Raw genomic sequence first — 16,850 nt, 5'->3', positions numbered from 1 at the left:
AACAAAATTCTTTATAATATAAGAATTTTGTTCCCTTTTTAAGTATGCCGCAACACTTCTTGCATATCGCTTGGAAGCTTTATAGTGAAAGACATCTCTTTCTCTAAAATAGGATGATAAAACGTCAAAGATTTACTATGAAGTGCTTGCCGTTTCATTTCATCCCTTCTCCCTCCATATAAGCTATCACCAAGTAATGGATGTCCTATATGAGCCATATGCACACGAATTTGATGCGTTCTTCCTGTCTCAAGCTCAAGCCCTACATGTGTCTTATCATATGTACTATCAATTACTTTAAAATGAGTAACTGCCCTTTGTCCATCTTCACAAACCGTTCGCTCAATAATGCTATCAGATTTTCGACCAATTGGTGCATCAATCATTCCTTCTCGTTCTACAATCTTTCCGTGAACAATTGCTTCATACGTTCGTTTCACAGCTTTTTGTTGATGCTGCTTCGATAAAAGATGATGCACGAAACGATTTTTTGCAATAAGCATAAGCCCTGAAGTATCACGATCTAACCGTGTTACAATGTGCACTGTACTTGCAAGATGCTGCTTATCATAATGAGATAAAATCGCATTGGCAACACTCCCTGTCGGATGTTCTCTAGACGGAATCGTTGACATGTTCGCCTCTTTATCAATGATAAGAACCGCATCATCTTCATATACAATGCATAAAGGGATATCTTCTGCCATCATCCCTTCACTTCTTTCCTCGACTGGAAAAAAGACACTTAATTCTTCACCAGCGCGCAACTGATGACGAACACTCGCATGTTGACTATTTACTTCAATTGCCCCGCCGTGAAACTTTATATCCGTTAAAGCGGCTTTAGAAATACCTTTCGTTTTCAAAAATTCCCTAACTAAAGTTCCCTCTTCAGCCAGCCCTATATCCCATTTCAATGTAAATCTGTTCAAATATATAACCCTTTCTATTTATCTGCAACAAACGAGTCACGAACTCGTTTCCAGAACGGGAACGGGCGGAAACGAACAAATCGTACTTTCTCGTTTGCGACGCGATACTGGATTGATTTCACATCTTGATGGACCATTGTTAAATGATCCACTGTAATTTGTAAGTTCATTCCTGCAGCCGGCTTTAACACACATGTATGATGCTTCGGCAATACGAGTGGCGATCCTACAGTACGAAACACACGATTGTTAATGGACGCCATTTCTGCAATTTGAATCGCTTCAATAGATGGGTGAATAATTGCTCCGCCAAGCGCTTTATTATACGCAGTACTTCCTGAAGGAGTAGAAATACAAAGACCGTCCCCGCGGAATGTTTCAAAATATTCTCCGCGTATTTCTACTTCTGTTACTAATGTACCTTCTGCACTTTTTACAGTCGCCTCATTCATCGCTAAATACTGTGACTCTTTACTTCCATTCACATAGCGAATAATAACTTCTAAAAGCGGATATTCCACCACTTGGAATGGTGTTTTTGCAATCGCAATTACTAATTTCTCTACTTCTGTCGGTAACCAATCTGCATAGAAACCTAAATGTCCTGTATGTACACCAACAAATGCTGTTTCATCCAATCGATTATAATAACGATGAAACGCATACAAAAGCGTTCCATCTCCCCCAACAGAAATTACAATATCGGGTTCCTTTTCATCCATTATAAATCCAAAATCTAGCAAGTACTCTTTCATCGTGCTTGCCAGTGTATCTGATGATTGATCTCCCTTTGACATAATTGTAAATTTCATCGCCCAACACCCTTTAGTTTATGATTCGGAATCTTTCGTTTCTTGCTTTCTTGAAAAAGCCTTTTGCGCTTCTTGAATTTCAAGACGAATAGAAGACATTTCTTCATCTAATAAAAACGCCGCTTCAGCTGCACGTTGCAAGCGTATTTTAATATCTTCAGGAAAACGTCCACTATATTTATAATTTAAAGAATGCTCAATTGTTGCCCAAAAGTTCATTGCTAGCGTGCGTATTTGGATTTCTACCAATACTTTTTGTTCACCCTGAATCGTTTGAACAGGATAACTAATGACAACATGATAAGAACGATAACCGCTATCTTTCTTTTGCGTGACATAATCACGTTCTTCCACGATTTCAAAGTCATTTCGTTTTCGAAGATATTCTACAACAGGCTTAATCTCATCAACAAATTGACACATCATTCTAAGCCCAGCAATATCCTGCATATCTTCTCTCAATCGGTCTAGCGGTACATTTCTCTTCTCCGCTTTATCAATAATACTTGCAACCGACTTTACCCTTCCTGTTACAAACTCAATTGGAGAATGCTCTGTTAACATTGCAAATTGAGTACGCATTCCTTTTAGTTTCACTTTCAGCTCTGCCACCGCTTGGTGGTAAGGTGCTAAAAATTCTTCCCAATTTCGATTCATTTCAACCACCACCAAAATCAATCCATTTGCTTATAGAAATACTTTTTCTACAGCAGTTACTAATTCTTCTCCGTAATTTGCATTACCTTCAATATTTTCAACTAAATATTCCACTTCTTCTTTTAATCCTTCTAATTCCATTTCAATGTCATTCACGCTAACGAACATAACCACATCGTTATTCATCGCTTCATGCATTGCTTCCCAGCATGTGTGCGGAATACTTACATAAATAAAAGATGATTCATTTTCTAAGATATATAAAAATGATAAATTGTCTGAGTCTACAAGTACGTGATTACGTGCACTTAACTCCTTTACCTCTATTTCACTATTTTCCGCACAAAAAATAAGAGCATTCTCTCTCTTTTCTACGCTCTTAACTTGGATTTTATTTTGCATGCTCTAACTCCTCCATCTCAACTTCCTGTCTTACTTAACAGTATTATTGTATCATAACATGGACGCAAACAAATAAAACATTGAACCAAATTTATGAAAAAGCGATAATGTGTAAAGAATTATTTTTCAAAAGGAGATTATACAATGACACAAGAAATTGAAATTGAATTCAAAAATATCGTTACAAAAGAAGAATTCGATACATTATGCAAATCGTTTTCTATTGAAGCATTTACGAAACAAGTGAATCACTACTTTGAAACACCTGACTTCTCGTTAAAAGAAGCTGGCTCTGCACTTCGTATTCGTCATAAAGGAGAAACTTATACGTTAACGTTGAAACAACCTGCAGAAATCGGTTTATTAGAAACGCATCAAATCGTAACAGAAGACGAAGCAAAAATGATGATGGAAACAAACACAATCATTCAAGGAGCAGTAGTAGATCAATTACACAAATTACAAATTCCTGTTTCTGCTTTAACATATATGGGTAGTTTAACAACAGAAAGAGCAGAAACATTATTTAAAGGCGGAACGCTTGTCTTTGATCATAGTTTCTATTACAATCACGATGATTATGAAATTGAATTTGAAGTGCAAGATGAAGAAACAGGAAAAGCTGCATTTATTCATTTATTAACGCAACATAACATACCTGTTCGTCATACAAATAACAAAGTAAAACGCTTTTTCCTTGCCAAACAAAACAAAGCACGCTAAAGTGAAAATTCCACTAGTGAATATGTTTCGCTAGTGGATATACCTCACTAAAAAAATTTACATCCGTAGAATAAGCAAAGAATCTTTGAGAAGGCTGTTTATTTGCCCTCTCGAACATTCCATTGCTACAATAGATATACATTTCATGGAAAAAGGAGTTTATAAAGGATGAGCAAGCAACCGATGACACCATTTGAAGCAATTGGCGGTGAACAATGCATTGCAATATTAGTAGATACATTTTATTCCTATGTCAGTAAACACCCTGACTTATCTCCCATCTTCCCGGAAGATTTAACAGAAACCGCTAGGAAGCAGAAGCAATTTTTAACACAATATTTAGGTGGTCCTAATTTGTACACTGAAGAACATGGTCATCCTATGTTAAGAGCACGCCATCTTCCGTTTGAGATTACTCCAAAACGAGCAGAGGCTTGGCTATCATGTATGGAGCAAGCAATGGATGATACTGGAGTGCATGGTCATATAAGAGAGTTTGTTTTTGAACGTTTAGCATTAACCGCTCAGCATATGGTTAATACTCCAAACGAAACAGGTGAAGTGTAATGGATAAGCAGGAAGCAAAGCATATAAATATGCCATCTCCTTCCGCATGCGAGCATAAGTCTGTAGAAGCATATTTATTTATTGATCCACTTTGTAAAGATTGCTGGGAAATTGAGCCTTTTATTATTAAACTATGGCTTGAATACGGGAAATACTTCTCTATTCGTCATATCGTAACAGGAAAAGTGGATGGAACGAACGCTTCCTCACACAAATGGAATAAACCTGCTAATATTCGATTTGTGTGGGAAAAGACAACAAGTTTACAAGGTTTTTCATGTGATGGAAAGGTACATATGCAAGAAGCATCGTCAACACCATATTTAGTTTCGATGGCGATTAAGGCAGCGGAGTTACAGGGCCGAAAAGCAGGTTCGAAGTTTTTGCGAAAACTCCAAGAATACATTTTCCTTGAAAATGTATCAACCCCTGACTGCGAACTATTACTTGCATGTGCGAAAGATAGCAATATTGATGTAGAAGAATTTAAAAAAGATCTACATTCTGCTAGTGCAAAAAAAGCTTTCCAATGTGACTTGAAATTCACGAATGAAATGCATATTACAGAAATACCCTCCCTCGTCTTTTTTCATGCGAACTCAGATGAAGAAGGTATTAAAATCGCTGGAAATTATTCCTACGATGTATACGTACAATTATTGAAAGAACTTGTAAAATGTGAAATTGAGCCAGAACCATTACCACCTTTAGAAGTGCTACTAGAAGCAACACAATTTATATCTTCAAAAGAAGTAGCATTTATTTATGACTGTCCGCAACAAGAAATTGAGCGCGAGCTTAAAAAATTACAACTGAAACGAAAAGTACAAATGATTGAAGTAAAATGCGAACGTTATTGGAAATGGATAGCAAAAGAAAAAGACCTGGTGTAAACACCAGGTCTTCTTCTTTACGGCTTATAAAAATATTAAAGGGGATGGGAGAAATTTTCACGTTCAAACAAAGGGGTATATGTTTGTATGTGAATTCGTTCACGCTTATTATATTACAAGATTCGACGTCAGATGACAACCCCTTTTGTCGAATTTCACACTTTTGTCACATTCTAAACGTTTTCATTTTTGAATAAGCTATAAAAAAGGTCATTTAGGGGGTTTATTTATGAAAAAATCTTATATTGCTCTTCTCTTTCTAGCTGTCATCGTTTCTTTTTTCTTGTACATCCTCTCTCTATTACAAGCTTTTCCTAAAATTATTGCCTTACCTCTTTTATTCGTAATCATCGTTATCACTCTCTCTTATTTCAATCATAAAAAACGATTCAAAGGGTTTTAATTTCAAAAATCAGCCGTAAAACTATCCTTTCAGTTAGAAAAAACAAAGAAATTCACCTTGTTTTTTCGACATATATCGACATTTAATCTATTCAAAAAAAGACGAGGATACAATCCCTCGTCTTTTTTCATTACTTTTCTTCAAATAATAATGCTTCTAATTCATTTAATTTCTCTTCAAATACTTGTAGTGCCTCTTTTACTGGTTCAGGAGATGCCATATCTACTCCTGCTTTTTTCAGCACTTCAATTGGATAATCAGAGCTTCCTGCTTTTAAGAACTCGTTAATATAACGTTCTACTGCTGGTTGTCCTTCTTCTAAAATCTGTTTAGATAGAGCAGTCGCTGCACTAAATCCTGTTGCGTATTGATATACGTAATAGTTGTAGTAGAAGTGTGGAATACGAGACCATTCTAAACCAATCTCTTCGTCGATTACTAAAGCGTCACCGAAATATTTCTTATTTAAATCATAGTAGATTTCCGTTAGCATATCTGGCGTAACAGCATGTCCTTCTTGTACTTTCTTATGAATAATATGTTCAAACTCTGCAAACATCGTTTGACGGAATACAGTACCACGGAACCCTTCTAAATAATGATTTAATAAATATAGACGCTCTTTCTTATCTTCTGTCGTTTTTAATAAATAATCATTTAGAAGCGCTTCATTACAAGTAGATGCCACTTCTGCTACAAAGATGGAATAATCACCATATACGTGCGGTTGTGTTTTTCTTGTATAGTAACTATGCACCGAATGACCAAACTCATGAGCAAGTGTAAATAAATTATTTACATTATCATGCCAGTTCATTAAAATATACGGATTTGTTCCATATGCACCAGATGAGTATGCCCCGCTTCGTTTTCCTTTATTCTCATACACATCTACCCAGCGATTTTCATATGCCTCTTTCAAAATATCAACATATTCATCACCAAGTACGTTTAAAGATTTTAATAAAAGGTCTTGCGCTTCTTCGTATTTCACATTCATTTTCACTTCTGGTACAAGTGGTGTATATAAATCATACATATGAAGCTCATCAAGTCCTAATGCACGCTTACGAATATCGATGTAACGGTGTAATAAATGTAAGTTGTCATTTACCGTTTCAACGAGTTGATCGTATACTGCTTCCGGAATATTATTATTGCTCAGTGCAGCTTGGCGAGCAGAATCATATTTACGAACACGCGCATTGAAATTATTACGTTTTACTGCTCCACTTAACGTACTTGCGAATGTATTTTTAAATTTCCCATACGTTTCATATACAGCTTTAAATGCATCTTTGCGAACACGAGGATCATCACTTTCTAAAAACTGAATGTAACGACCATGTGTAATTTCTATTTCTTCTCCGTCTTCACCTTTAATAGATGGGAATTTTAAATCTGCGTTATTCAACATACCGAATGTATTGCTTGATGAACTCATTACTTCAGATGCTTCCGCTAATAAAGCCTCCTCAGCTTCTGATAATACGTGCGGGCGTTGACGTGTAATTTCTTCTAATGCATGTTCATATACACTTAAATCTCTATTTTCCTTCAAGAATGTTTGCAGTGTATCTTCTGAAATTGATAAAATTTCAGGCACAATATACGCTGTGCTACTAGATACTTGTGAATATAAATTTGTTGCGCGATCATTTAATGCTTGATATACAGAGTTTGTTGTATCTTGATCGTAACGCATATGAGCATATGTATATAGCTTACCTAATCGCATTGAAATTTCATCTTCATATTGCAATGCCTCAAGTAAATTGTCCGCAGAGTCACCAAGTTTCCCTTTAAATTCAGTTAACTTCGGTAATAGCTCTTTAATAGCCTGGAATTCTTTTTCCCATTCTGCATCCGTTTGGAAAATATCTTCTAATCGCCACGTACTTGCTTCTTCAATCTCGTTGCGATCTGGTAATGCTTTCGCTTTGTTTTGTTCAGACATTCTTTAAGCCCTCCTTTAAATATCTCTACTTAAGTACAATTCGTTTTTTCTTATGTAATTCCTTCACAATCATTCTTTATTATATCCCCTTTTCCTCCTCTCATGTTAAAATTTGCCTCAAATAAAGATAGCGCATGTATTAAGCAAATCTCATCATGTTTCATAATTTCCTCCTCTGTTTTTAACATCACTACATCCCTTATTTTTCGGTACGTATAACTTCCCGCTTTATGCAATACACCTATATAGCATAAAAATGTCATATATTCAGTAACTGCCACTTTCCATGTGTGCTGTGAAAAGTACGGAAGTATCCGCCTTTTCGTATACCTTTTTACATAACTACACACATATTGAAGAGAAATACACTCTCCTACTGCAAGCCCCCCTATACACTTCATATATAGAAAAGCTTGCCATATAAATGGGTTTGTTTGAAAAGCAAATCCAGAAGGGAGTGGAACACCAATTTCAGAAGGAAAGCTCGCTGGGGTACATTTAAATTGATATAAGAGGCGTAATAATGACTTATAGTTATAATTCCAAATAGGCAGAGCGTTTTGCCGAAAATAATCCTTTCGCTTCTTCCATTCTCGTTCTAATATTTCCTTTTTGAAAGGAATAGGAGAAAAAAGCATTTCAAAAGTAGTCGTTTCAATTGGTAAATATATAATATGTGAGAAAGAGACGCTTGTAGAAAATGAAGTGATAAATGCACATTTCATAAATGATTTTTCTTTCGAACAGAAGAAAATAAGAAATGGTTGAGGATAAGATTGTAAGGAGAAAGCCATAAGTGAGGAGAATTTCATCCAATATGCCGATTGCTTTTTCAATTGATTTCCACCAACGATCCAAATGACCTGTATACCAGCTCGCCAATATGAATAGGTTCTTTTGTACAGCTGCTCTATAGCAAGGTTTGCACATTGGTATTCAATTGCAATTTTTCTGCCCGCCCTCTCTACAAAAATATCTGGTCGTTGCTTAATTTCCGGAAGGTAGTACTCAATATCCACCTGAAAGTTTTGACGTTTGAACCATCTATATAACAATTCTTTACCGTGCATATGATACGTTGATTCCGCTTCATAAAAGGCAAGACATGAATCCACTTTTTTATGAGCAAAATGCCAACTTTTTTGTTTCCCTAATTTCATTTGCACTTCCTTTCCACAAGCTACACAAAAGAATCGTTCCTGTTGGCGCATACGGCGCAAAAGCTCTTCATTACAATTATAGAGTAAATGAATTTTTTCTCCGTTTTCTCTTTTAGCTATAAATATCGGAATCACACCCTTTCAGCTCCTTATATTCTACAATTTATTACAAATTCCTTTTAAAAAAGAGATGTCCCAATTTCGGACATCTCTTTTTATAATAATGGCGATAATAACCGGTACGTTGATTCAACAATTCGTCTATGCAGACGCCTTTTATGAAAACGATCGACGTGAATTTCACTGGATTCTTCTAAATCGTCTTTAAAGTCTTGAACAAGTCTTTTAATGCTATCTGTATCATATAAAAAGGCATTTACTTCAAAATTCAAATGAAAACTTCTCATATCCATATTAGCTGTCCCAATTGAAGCTAAATCAGAATCAACGATGACAATTTTACTATGAAGAAAACCTTTTTCGTATTCATATATCTTTACTCCTGCGTCTAAAAGCTCTGGGAAGTACGATCTCGATGCGTAAAAGACAGTGCGCTTATCAGGTTTACTCGGCATCAACAAACGGACATCAATACCAGCAAGTGCAGCAACCTTTAATGCGGATAAAATATCATCATCCGGAATAAAATACGGCGTTGCAATCCAAATAGATTTCCGAGCAGAAGCGATCATTGCGAAATATAAATGCTTAATCGTTTCCCACTTATTATCGGGGCCGCCTGCAACTAGCTGCACTCCTCCCCAATGATCACCCTCAACTGCTTTTGCTTGTAAATATTCAGGAGCTAGCACAGCCTCTCCAGTCATATAAAACCAATCTTGAAGGAAAATAAGCTGTAAACTTTGAACCGCTTCACCACGTAAATACAAATGAGTGTCTCGCCAAAAGCCAAAATATTTACTTTTTCCTAAATACTCATCACCAATATTTAATCCGCCCACAAACCCTTCGTTCCCATCAATCACAACAATTTTCCTATGATTTCGATAATTAATCTTATCGTTTAAAATCGGAAAGCGCACAGGAAAGAACGGAATCATTTCTACACCTGCATCGTTTAATTCTTCAATATACGATTTCGATAACTTAAAACTTCCAACCGCATCATATAAAAAGCGAACAACAACGCCCTCTTTTGATTTTTGTATTAAAATATCTTTAATTTCTGTTCCTAATTTATCATCACGCACAATGTAATATTCCATATGAATGTGATGTTTCGCTCGTTTTAACCCATTTAAAATGGCCTGAAACGTTTCATCTCCATTTGTTAATGTCCTCGTTTCAGTTTGAAATGAAATATTTAAAGCACCTAATCGATCCGCTAAACGAAATAACAATTCTTGATGCTTATGATTGCGTAAAATTCGTTCTTCGTAATCTTCATGCCCTTTATATTGTAAAAACGCCTGTTCATCAAGTAACGCCTTCTTTTGAAACATTCTTTTTCTCCGAAAATTTTGTCCAAATAATAAATAAGCAAAGAAGCCAAATACCGGAAAAATCCCTAACACAATTAACCATGTAAGTGTTTTAGATGGATGGCGATTTTCTAAGAAAATAACGCAACCAATTAAAAACGCAGATACCGTAAATAAAATACTAATAATACCTAAAATCGAAACATCTTTTATCCCAATCACATCTGAATAAAATGCTACATCAATAAACATACGTAACGAAACAAATAATGCGAACAATAGCAGGATAAAGAAAATCAGCTTTAACGTATTTTTCATCTCTTACCTCCTAACTAAGAAAGCTTTCCTATTCTTCATATAAAAAGCCGATTTCATACTACAGAAATCGGCCTACGTTTTAGCAGGAAAATTATTGCGAATCGTTTCAAGCGCATGCTCTTTCACAATTTGTTTTCCATACTCACTTACACGATGAATTGTTAAAGTTGATTCTTCCCCATATTCTAAAACAATACTTAAAATACGATCGATTTCTTCTTCATCATGTAGCACTTCATCGAATTCCACATATACATAATAGCGGTCCTCAAATGAATACAGCTCATCTTTTATATCTTCAAAGATAAGACGATGACTTAATGAAATGACATCTTCAAAATCATTAAATTTAATTAAAAAGCCAAACGTACCATCTTCATTAAAGTTTGTTCCTGTTTGTTCTTCTACCTCTTCGACTAACTCTTGTTGGAATAATGATTCGATGCCTTCATCTAGAGGAATATCTATAATTTTGTCTACCCCTATCGGTAGTTCCAGCTTTTGTCCGTCCTTTGAAAGCTCTGCTTTCGTGACAAGTACTTCAATCCCTTTATCGACTGCTTGCACTTGAATCCATAACGGCCCATCAATAAAGAAATCGTCATGATCACGAGCTTCGTCCATCATCTCCCAAAAGAGCTCTTCACTTCGTTCGCGATCATACCAAATTTCTTCACGATTAAATCCTCTATCCTCTATATCAATGTACGTAATAAAAAATTTCATCGTATGATCATTAATTCTTTCAATATCCAAAATACAACTCTCCCTTCCTGCTTAGAATTGTTATGAAGGGATTCCCCACTCATATGACAAATCAATAGATTCTTGTACTCTCATTTTATGATAAGATTCTCCAGAATGGAAATAAAATCGATTTATTTTACAAAAATAGTTATATGCCTATCTTTACTCGATTAACTACATAAATATATTATTATAGCGATTTCTTACTTACAAAAAATTTGGACATACATTTCCACATTCCCCCGTACACTGTAATAAAGTGAAACTTCTATTGAAAGAGATTATTTAACAACAACTTTCTGCATCACATACATACAGTTCGCTTATTAAAACATCATAAATGGAGGCAGACGAATGGACTTAGAGTTTTTAACATCCGTACTAATGATTGTCGGTATCGATGTTGTATTAGGTGGTGACAATGCAATCGTCATCGCACTAGCTAGCCGAAATTTACCTGAATCGAAACGAAATAAAGCTATTTTGATCGGTACTCTTTTAGCAATCGTACTAAGAATTATCCTTACTATACTAGCTGTCTATTTACTCGACATTCCATTCCTACAATTGATTGGCGGGGTTTTACTTACATTAATTGCAGTCAATTTATTAACTGATGATAGCAACGACCTTTCTGCCATTCAAGGAAAAACAACTTTATTTCAAGCTGTGCGGACAATTGTTTTCGCGGATCTCGTTATGGGGTTTGATAATGTTATTGCCATTGCAGGTGCAGCTCACGGGAGATTTTTACTCGTCATAATCGGCTTACTCATTTCTATCCCTATTATTATTTGGGGAAGTAAACTTATTTTAATACTTATGGAACGATTTCCATTCCTCATTTATTGCGGTGCAGCAATTCTTGCCTATACTGCAGGGAAAATGGTTACACATGAAGACAGACTTGCAACCTTTTTTCATAACAACCCAAGTTTCACTGCAAGCATTCCTTATTTGTTCATTTTCACTATTTTATGCATCGGCTTTATCGTAAAACAAGTTCGATTACGCAATGTGAAACATTAAAAAAAACCTTCTACTATATAATAGGTAGAAGGTTTTCATATTATTATAATTAATTTACAAGACGTTGTGCTTCACGTAATTGGAACGTTCTTACTGTACGTGGTAAGAAACGGCGAATTTCGTCTTCGTTGTAACCAACTTGAAGGCGTTTCTCGTCAATCATAATTGGACGACGTAAAATCCCCGGATAGTCACGAATCATCTTATATAAATCTTGAAGTGGTAAAGATTCTAAGTTTACATTCAATTCTTGGAAAACTTTCGAACGAGTAGAAATAATCTCATCCGTTCCGCTTTCTGTCATACGTAAAATCTCTTTAATTTCCTCAATCGTTAATGGATCTGAGAAAATATTACGTTCTGTATAGGGAATATGATTTTCCTCTAGCCATAATTTCGCCTTTCTACAAGACGTACAGCTTGGAGAACTATATAATGTTACCATACAAAGCTCACTCTCCTTAAAGAGTACAAATTCTGTACTACATACAGTTTTAATTTCTAACTTAAGCAATTTTTCGCGATAACTTGTCTTATTGAAAAGTACAAAAATCGCATTTCATGTAAGCAACAACTTATAATAAACAACAATTACTTTTAATAAGTAACTTCTATAATCATTATACAATAGATTTTGCAAGAAATATACAGTAAATTTCCTGCTAGTTGAGAAAACTCTTCCGTGTATTCCACTGCTATGTAACATGATTACGCTCAATTTAGCTGTACTTGAACAATAACTTTCAACCCTTTTAATACTCATTTCCTCTAGATTTTTCATATAATATATAGTTATTTATCTATAATCTTCCCTATGAAAAAGAGAACGTTTTCTTACTTTTTCCTGATAAATCAATTAAGAAATGTAAGACTATACAAATGAGAATAAAAAGGAACGTTTGTTCTCATTTTAACAAACATTCTCCCTCCTGTCTACACGATTTCTAAAGTAAATTAAATATTTTTCTGATATTTCTTTCTTTTTCATTTTTTATCTCATACAATAAACATACAGACAGGCAAAGGGGGAGTTTGCAAATGATTGCTTTTTTTATTGATTTTATTACGGTTGCTGCCCTCATCATCGGAATAACAGCATTGATCGGTGTCATTACAAATAGCATCGGCGAAAAGCTCTTTGGTGGAAAAGAAAAAATGAAGTTTGTTAACAAAAGTTTGGATGTGCAATCCGGCTGGAATCAAGTTGGCGGAAAAGGCATTTATAAGAAACGAACGTATTAAAAAAAGCAGGTGGTTAGCCTGCTTTTTTTATTTTCCTAGGGATGCCCATTTGAAGCTCACATCGGGGCCATATTTATGGTTGTACATATCTTTAATTGTTTCTCTTTGTAAGTATGCTCTACCACGTTGGTATACTGGAACAATCGCAGCGTCATCAAGTAACATTTTTTCTGCCTCAAGTAAGTTTTTCCAGCGAGCATTTACATCGCTTCCATCTTTTTTCGCTTTCATAATGATTTCATCGTATTTCGGATTAGAGTACTTCATCTTATTTTGTGACCCATCTGTTACAAACATATCAAGATATGTAATCGGATCTGGGAAGTCTGCCCCCCATCCAGAGAATGACATGACATAATCACCCGCATCTTCTAATTTTAGTTTTTGTGCGAATGGTTGTTGTTTAATTTTCACTGTTAAACCTGGTAAATTTTTTTCTAATTCACCTTTTAAATATTCACCAGTTTTCTTAGATAACTCTACATCTTCATTTAATAATTCTAATTCGATTTCATTTTTACCAAGTTCTTTTTTGCCAGCTTCCCAATATTTCTTCGCTTCTTTCACGTTTGGTTTTACAATATCCCCGTTTACAGCACGGAAATCTTTTTTATCTGGTCCTTTAATGAAGTTATCAGGAATTAATCCTGTCGCTGCCTTAGAACCGTTATTTAATAATGTATCAACGAACGGCTTACGATCAAAAGCAAGTGAAATTGCTTTACGAATATTTTTATTTGCTAAAGCTGGATCTTTTTGATTTAAGCGTAGGAAAAATACAGATGTCTCTTCTACTGTTTTGAAATCTGGTTTTCCTTTATATTTATCGATGAACTCTGCTAATAACGTCGCTCGATCGATTGCATTTGTTTCATATAAGTTAATTGGCGTAGATGTATCTTTTACAATATTAAAGTTTACTTCTTCAAGCTTCACTTCTTTATTGTCCCAATATGATGAGCTCTTTGTCATTTTAAAACTGCGTTCATGCTGCCAATCGCTTAATGTAAACGGTCCGTTATAAAGTGTTGTATTTGCTTCTAAACCAAACTTCGCACCTTGCTCTTTCACAAATTTCTCATTCACAGGATAAAAGATTGGATATACCATTAAATCTACAAGATATGGAATAGAATTGTCTAATTCTACTTCTAATGTGTAATCATCAATTGCTTTTACACCTAATTGATCAGGACGCATCTCTTTTTTATTAATTTTCTCTGCATTTTTTATATCATACATAATGTATGCTGATTTCGCAGCTGTGTCTGGATTGATCGCTCTTTGCCATGCGTATACAAAATCTTTCGCTGTTAAAGGCTCACCGTTTGACCATTTCGCGTCTTCACGTAATTTAAATGTATATTTTTTACCGTCTTCTGACTTTTTAAATTCTTTTGCTACACCTGGAACTAACTTATCATCTTTTCCAAGGCGGTATAGACCTTCCATCGTGTTGTTCATTACTTTTGAAGAAACTGCGTCAGCTGATAATGCTGGGTCCATCGTTGGAATTTCTTGTGTTTCAATTAAATTAAGAACTTGCTTCGCATCGCTTTTCCCGCTATCCCCTTTTGCGTTTGCTTGCGGTTCATCTTTTTGATAGCTACATGCCCCTAACATCATGCTCATTGCTACTGTTGATACTACAAAAACTGGTATCTTTTTTTTCATACTTCCACCCTCCAAAAAAATGTTAGCCCTTTCATTTTCAAACAGAAAGAAATATATATATGTTCTAACAATTCATATTATACACACAAATATATTTCTTGTATATTTATATTTCTATTTCATTAAAATTTTCTGTCAAAAAATATATGTTTGTAAACGTTTTATACTGCTAATTATCCTTACTAAAGTGCCGAAAATAATTATTTTTATATTTTTCTAAATTATCAAATAAAAACAAATTTTATATTTCATAATACTTTATGTATAATTATCCCACCCTTTTTAACATAAAATAGCAAGCCCTTCATATTAAAAATATGTAGGCTAAAATGAGTGCAAAGGATAAGAAAGTATGTTACGATACATTTTGCTAAAAATAGATATCGGTAAAGAGGGGACGGACATGACAGCAATTCAGGCAAAAAATGGGACGGCAGAAAAATTAAGTTTATTCTTATTAACATGGCCTATTTTTCTAGAAGTTTTTCTTTTTATGTTGATGGGGATCGCTGATACTTTCATGTTAAGTGCATTATCAGACGATGCTGTATCTGGGGTTGGTGCAGCGAATCAATATCTTCATATCGCGATTTTGGTATTAGAAGTCATCGGGAACGGCGCTGCTATCGTTGTATCTCAATACCTCGGTTCCAAACGCTTTATGGAGGCATCTAAAATATCAGCATTAGCCGTCACATTAAATTTAATAGTCGGGCTCGTTATAAGCGCTGGTTTTCTTTTATTTTCGAAACATATGATGCTCGCAATGAACTTACAAGGCGATGTACTAACGTATGCACAAAACTACTTATCTATCGTCGGAGGGGCTATCTTCCTGCAAGCTATTATTAACTCATTAGCCGCAATTATCCGTGTACACGGTTTTACAAAGCAAGCGATGTTTATTTCACTCGGAATGAATATTATTCATATCGCTGGAAACTACGTACTCATTTTCGGGAAATTTGGTTTCCCTGAGCTCGGTGTACAAGGAGCTGCAATTTCTTCCGCTATCAGTCGATTGATCGCACTTATTGTTTTCTTCTGGTTACTATACCGCGTTATGGAATATCGCGTGAAATTACAATATTACTTCACTTTATCCAAAGAATACATTGGGAAAATTTTAAAAATCGGTATTCCATCTGCATTTGAACAAGTGATGTATCAAGCTTGTCAAATCGTCTTCCTTTATTACGCAACGTACTTAGGAACGGAATCATTAGCTGCTAGACAATACGCTACTAACATTTCCATGTTCACTTATTTATTTGCAATTGCGATTGGTATGGGAACAGCCATTATTATTGGCCGCCTTGTTGGTGGTGGCGAAAAGGATGAAGCATACGAACGCTTATGGAAAAGTGTAAAATGGGCGATTGGTGTAACTCTATGTATGGTCGCTCTCGTTATTACATTCCGTACACAATTAATGGGACTGTTTACAGATAATCCGCACATTATCGGGTTAGGCGCAAGTGTTCTTTTACTAAGTGTACTACTTGAAACGGGACGTACGATGAATATCGTCATCATTAATTCGCTTCGTGCAGCTGGTGATGCAAAATATCCTGTTTTAATCGGTGCATTCTCTATGGTGTTAATGAGTTTACCACTAGGTTACTTTTTCGCCTTTCATTTAGATATGGGGCTCGTTGGTATTTGGCTAGCGATCGCCATCGACGAATGGACGCGTGCCATTATTATGTTCTTCCGCTGGAAAAGCAGGGCGTGGGAACGTTACGCACTTGTGAAACCAGAAGAGCAAGACGAGATTGGTTCTGTTCAGGCACAGTAGTACTTGTTTGATCATGATGTAGTTATTAATAAATGCAATTTATATCGACTTACCGACAACTCATTTATATAGTATAGAAAAAAGCCATCCTTTC

17 protein-coding genes are annotated in these 16,850 nt (G+C 35.3%); 7 read left to right on the top strand and 10 right to left on the bottom strand.

What is annotated here, in order from left to right:
* Positions 1-38: 38 nt before the first annotated feature.
* Genes OXT04_RS22520 through OXT04_RS22505 form a run of 4 tightly spaced genes read right to left on the bottom strand, consistent with a single transcriptional unit; the run spans position 39 to position 2,803 of the window.
* On the bottom strand, positions 39-932 hold the full coding sequence (locus OXT04_RS22520; RefSeq protein ID WP_065228464.1) for an RluA family pseudouridine synthase: 894 nt from the start codon (positions 930-932) through the stop codon (positions 39-41).
* Between the two features lie 14 nt (positions 933-946).
* The gene (locus OXT04_RS22515) at positions 947-1,744 is read right to left on the bottom strand and encodes an NAD kinase (protein ID WP_000673190.1); all 798 of its coding nucleotides are present in this window, start codon (positions 1,742-1,744) and stop codon (positions 947-949) included.
* An 18-nt stretch (positions 1,745-1,762) separates the two neighbouring features.
* Complete coding sequence (yjbM, locus tag OXT04_RS22510; RefSeq protein ID WP_001081482.1) at positions 1,763-2,401, bottom strand: GTP diphosphokinase; 639 nt, start codon at positions 2,399-2,401, stop codon at positions 1,763-1,765.
* A 30-nt stretch (positions 2,402-2,431) separates the two neighbouring features.
* Positions 2,432-2,803: a UPF0738 family protein gene (locus tag OXT04_RS22505; protein ID WP_001180005.1), complete on the bottom strand. Its 372-nt coding sequence runs from the start codon at positions 2,801-2,803 to the stop codon at positions 2,432-2,434.
* Positions 2,804-2,947: 144 nt separating this feature from the next.
* On the opposite strand from OXT04_RS22505, the gene OXT04_RS22500 reads away from it, so the two are divergent.
* The 4 genes from OXT04_RS22500 (at position 2,948) to OXT04_RS22485 (ending at position 5,389) form a co-directional block, all read left to right on the top strand.
* Complete coding sequence (locus tag OXT04_RS22500; RefSeq protein ID WP_065228463.1) at positions 2,948-3,526, top strand: CYTH domain-containing protein; 579 nt, start codon at positions 2,948-2,950, stop codon at positions 3,524-3,526.
* A gap of 168 nt (positions 3,527-3,694) precedes the next feature.
* Entirely contained in the window at positions 3,695-4,093 is a 399-nt protein-coding gene (locus tag OXT04_RS22495; protein WP_000043386.1) for a globin domain-containing protein, read from the top strand.
* Positions 4,093-4,986, top strand: a complete 894-nt coding sequence (locus OXT04_RS22490; protein WP_000360660.1) for a ClpXP adapter SpxH family protein — start codon at positions 4,093-4,095, stop codon at positions 4,984-4,986. Before OXT04_RS22495 ends, OXT04_RS22490 begins: the two co-directional genes overlap by 1 nt.
* Before the next feature lie 229 nt (positions 4,987-5,215).
* A complete protein-coding gene (locus tag OXT04_RS22485; protein WP_081366397.1) occupies positions 5,216-5,389 on the top strand; it encodes a hypothetical protein in 174 nt (57 codons plus the stop codon).
* Between the two features lie 130 nt (positions 5,390-5,519).
* On the opposite strand, the gene pepF is transcribed toward OXT04_RS22485, so the two are convergent.
* The 4 genes from pepF to mecA form a co-directional block, all read right to left on the bottom strand.
* The gene (gene pepF / locus OXT04_RS22480) at positions 5,520-7,346 is read right to left on the bottom strand and encodes an oligoendopeptidase F (RefSeq protein WP_000003348.1); all 1,827 of its coding nucleotides are present in this window, start codon (positions 7,344-7,346) and stop codon (positions 5,520-5,522) included.
* Between the two features lie 50 nt (positions 7,347-7,396).
* The gene (locus OXT04_RS22475; protein ID WP_090975813.1) at positions 7,397-8,641 is read right to left on the bottom strand and encodes a competence protein CoiA; all 1,245 of its coding nucleotides are present in this window, start codon (positions 8,639-8,641) and stop codon (positions 7,397-7,399) included.
* 80 nt (positions 8,642-8,721) lie between these two features.
* Positions 8,722-10,266 carry a cardiolipin synthase gene (locus OXT04_RS22470; protein ID WP_000799191.1) on the bottom strand — a complete coding sequence of 515 codons (1,545 nt, stop codon included), beginning with the start codon at positions 10,264-10,266 and terminating at the stop codon, positions 8,722-8,724.
* 72 nt (positions 10,267-10,338) lie between these two features.
* Positions 10,339-11,022, bottom strand: coding sequence for an adaptor protein MecA (gene mecA, locus OXT04_RS22465; protein ID WP_000350715.1), 684 nt, complete (start codon positions 11,020-11,022; stop codon positions 10,339-10,341).
* Positions 11,023-11,367: 345 nt separating this feature from the next.
* Here mecA and OXT04_RS22460 point away from each other — a divergent pair, with 345 nt between their 5' ends.
* Positions 11,368-12,042, top strand: a complete 675-nt coding sequence (locus OXT04_RS22460; RefSeq protein WP_000362604.1) for a TerC family protein — start codon at positions 11,368-11,370, stop codon at positions 12,040-12,042.
* Between the two features lie 49 nt (positions 12,043-12,091).
* Here the strand turns inward: OXT04_RS22460 and spx are convergent, their stop codons facing one another.
* On the bottom strand, positions 12,092-12,487 hold the full coding sequence (gene spx / locus OXT04_RS22455; protein ID WP_000258267.1) for a transcriptional regulator Spx: 396 nt from the start codon (positions 12,485-12,487) through the stop codon (positions 12,092-12,094).
* A 593-nt stretch (positions 12,488-13,080) separates the two neighbouring features.
* On the opposite strand from spx, the gene OXT04_RS22450 reads away from it, so the two are divergent.
* The gene (locus OXT04_RS22450) at positions 13,081-13,284 is read left to right on the top strand and encodes a hypothetical protein (RefSeq protein ID WP_000559971.1); all 204 of its coding nucleotides are present in this window, start codon (positions 13,081-13,083) and stop codon (positions 13,282-13,284) included.
* A 27-nt stretch (positions 13,285-13,311) separates the two neighbouring features.
* On the opposite strand, the gene OXT04_RS22445 is transcribed toward OXT04_RS22450, so the two are convergent.
* Positions 13,312-14,958, bottom strand: coding sequence for a peptide ABC transporter substrate-binding protein (locus OXT04_RS22445; RefSeq protein ID WP_000727254.1), 1,647 nt, complete (start codon positions 14,956-14,958; stop codon positions 13,312-13,314).
* 352 nt (positions 14,959-15,310) lie between these two features.
* On the opposite strand from OXT04_RS22445, the gene OXT04_RS22440 reads away from it, so the two are divergent.
* Positions 15,311-16,756 (top strand): MATE family efflux transporter, encoded by a 1,446-nt coding sequence (locus OXT04_RS22440; RefSeq protein WP_002093905.1) that lies wholly within the window; start codon positions 15,311-15,313, stop codon positions 16,754-16,756.
* Positions 16,757-16,850 lie beyond the last annotated feature (94 nt).

The sequence above is a fragment of the Bacillus sp. GC_Bacil_1 genome (genome assembly GCF_026540675.1).
Lineage (GTDB): Bacteria > Bacillota > Bacilli > Bacillales > Bacillaceae_G > Bacillus_A > Bacillus_A cereus.
The sequence above is the reverse complement of the archived record's forward strand: the minus strand, read 5'-3'. Positions and strand labels throughout refer to the sequence as shown.

Excerpts from the sequence above, each read along its gene's own strand:
- OXT04_RS22460 (WP_000362604.1), top strand. The coding sequence starts at position 11,368 with ATGGACTTAGAGTTTTTAACATCCGTACTAATGATTGTCGGTATCGAT.
- OXT04_RS22450 (WP_000559971.1), top strand. The coding sequence starts at position 13,081 with ATGATTGCTTTTTTTATTGATTTTATTACGGTTGCTGCCCTCATCATC.
- OXT04_RS22445 (WP_000727254.1), bottom strand. The coding sequence starts at position 14,958 with ATGAAAAAAAAGATACCAGTTTTTGTAGTATCAACAGTAGCAATGAGC.
- OXT04_RS22470 (WP_000799191.1), bottom strand. The coding sequence starts at position 10,266 with ATGAAAAATACGTTAAAGCTGATTTTCTTTATCCTGCTATTGTTCGCA.
- OXT04_RS22500 (WP_065228463.1), top strand. The coding sequence starts at position 2,948 with ATGACACAAGAAATTGAAATTGAATTCAAAAATATCGTTACAAAAGAA.
- pepF (WP_000003348.1), bottom strand. The coding sequence starts at position 7,346 with ATGTCTGAACAAAACAAAGCGAAAGCATTACCAGATCGCAACGAGATT.
- OXT04_RS22485 (WP_081366397.1), top strand. The coding sequence starts at position 5,216 with ATGAAAAAATCTTATATTGCTCTTCTCTTTCTAGCTGTCATCGTTTCT.
- yjbM (WP_001081482.1), bottom strand. The coding sequence starts at position 2,401 with ATGAATCGAAATTGGGAAGAATTTTTAGCACCTTACCACCAAGCGGTG.
- OXT04_RS22490 (WP_000360660.1), top strand. The coding sequence starts at position 4,093 with ATGGATAAGCAGGAAGCAAAGCATATAAATATGCCATCTCCTTCCGCA.
- OXT04_RS22495 (WP_000043386.1), top strand. The coding sequence starts at position 3,695 with ATGAGCAAGCAACCGATGACACCATTTGAAGCAATTGGCGGTGAACAA.
- spx (WP_000258267.1), bottom strand. The coding sequence starts at position 12,487 with ATGGTAACATTATATAGTTCTCCAAGCTGTACGTCTTGTAGAAAGGCG.
- OXT04_RS22515 (WP_000673190.1), bottom strand. The coding sequence starts at position 1,744 with ATGAAATTTACAATTATGTCAAAGGGAGATCAATCATCAGATACACTG.
- OXT04_RS22505 (WP_001180005.1), bottom strand. The coding sequence starts at position 2,803 with ATGCAAAATAAAATCCAAGTTAAGAGCGTAGAAAAGAGAGAGAATGCT.
- OXT04_RS22440 (WP_002093905.1), top strand. The coding sequence starts at position 15,311 with ATGTTACGATACATTTTGCTAAAAATAGATATCGGTAAAGAGGGGACG.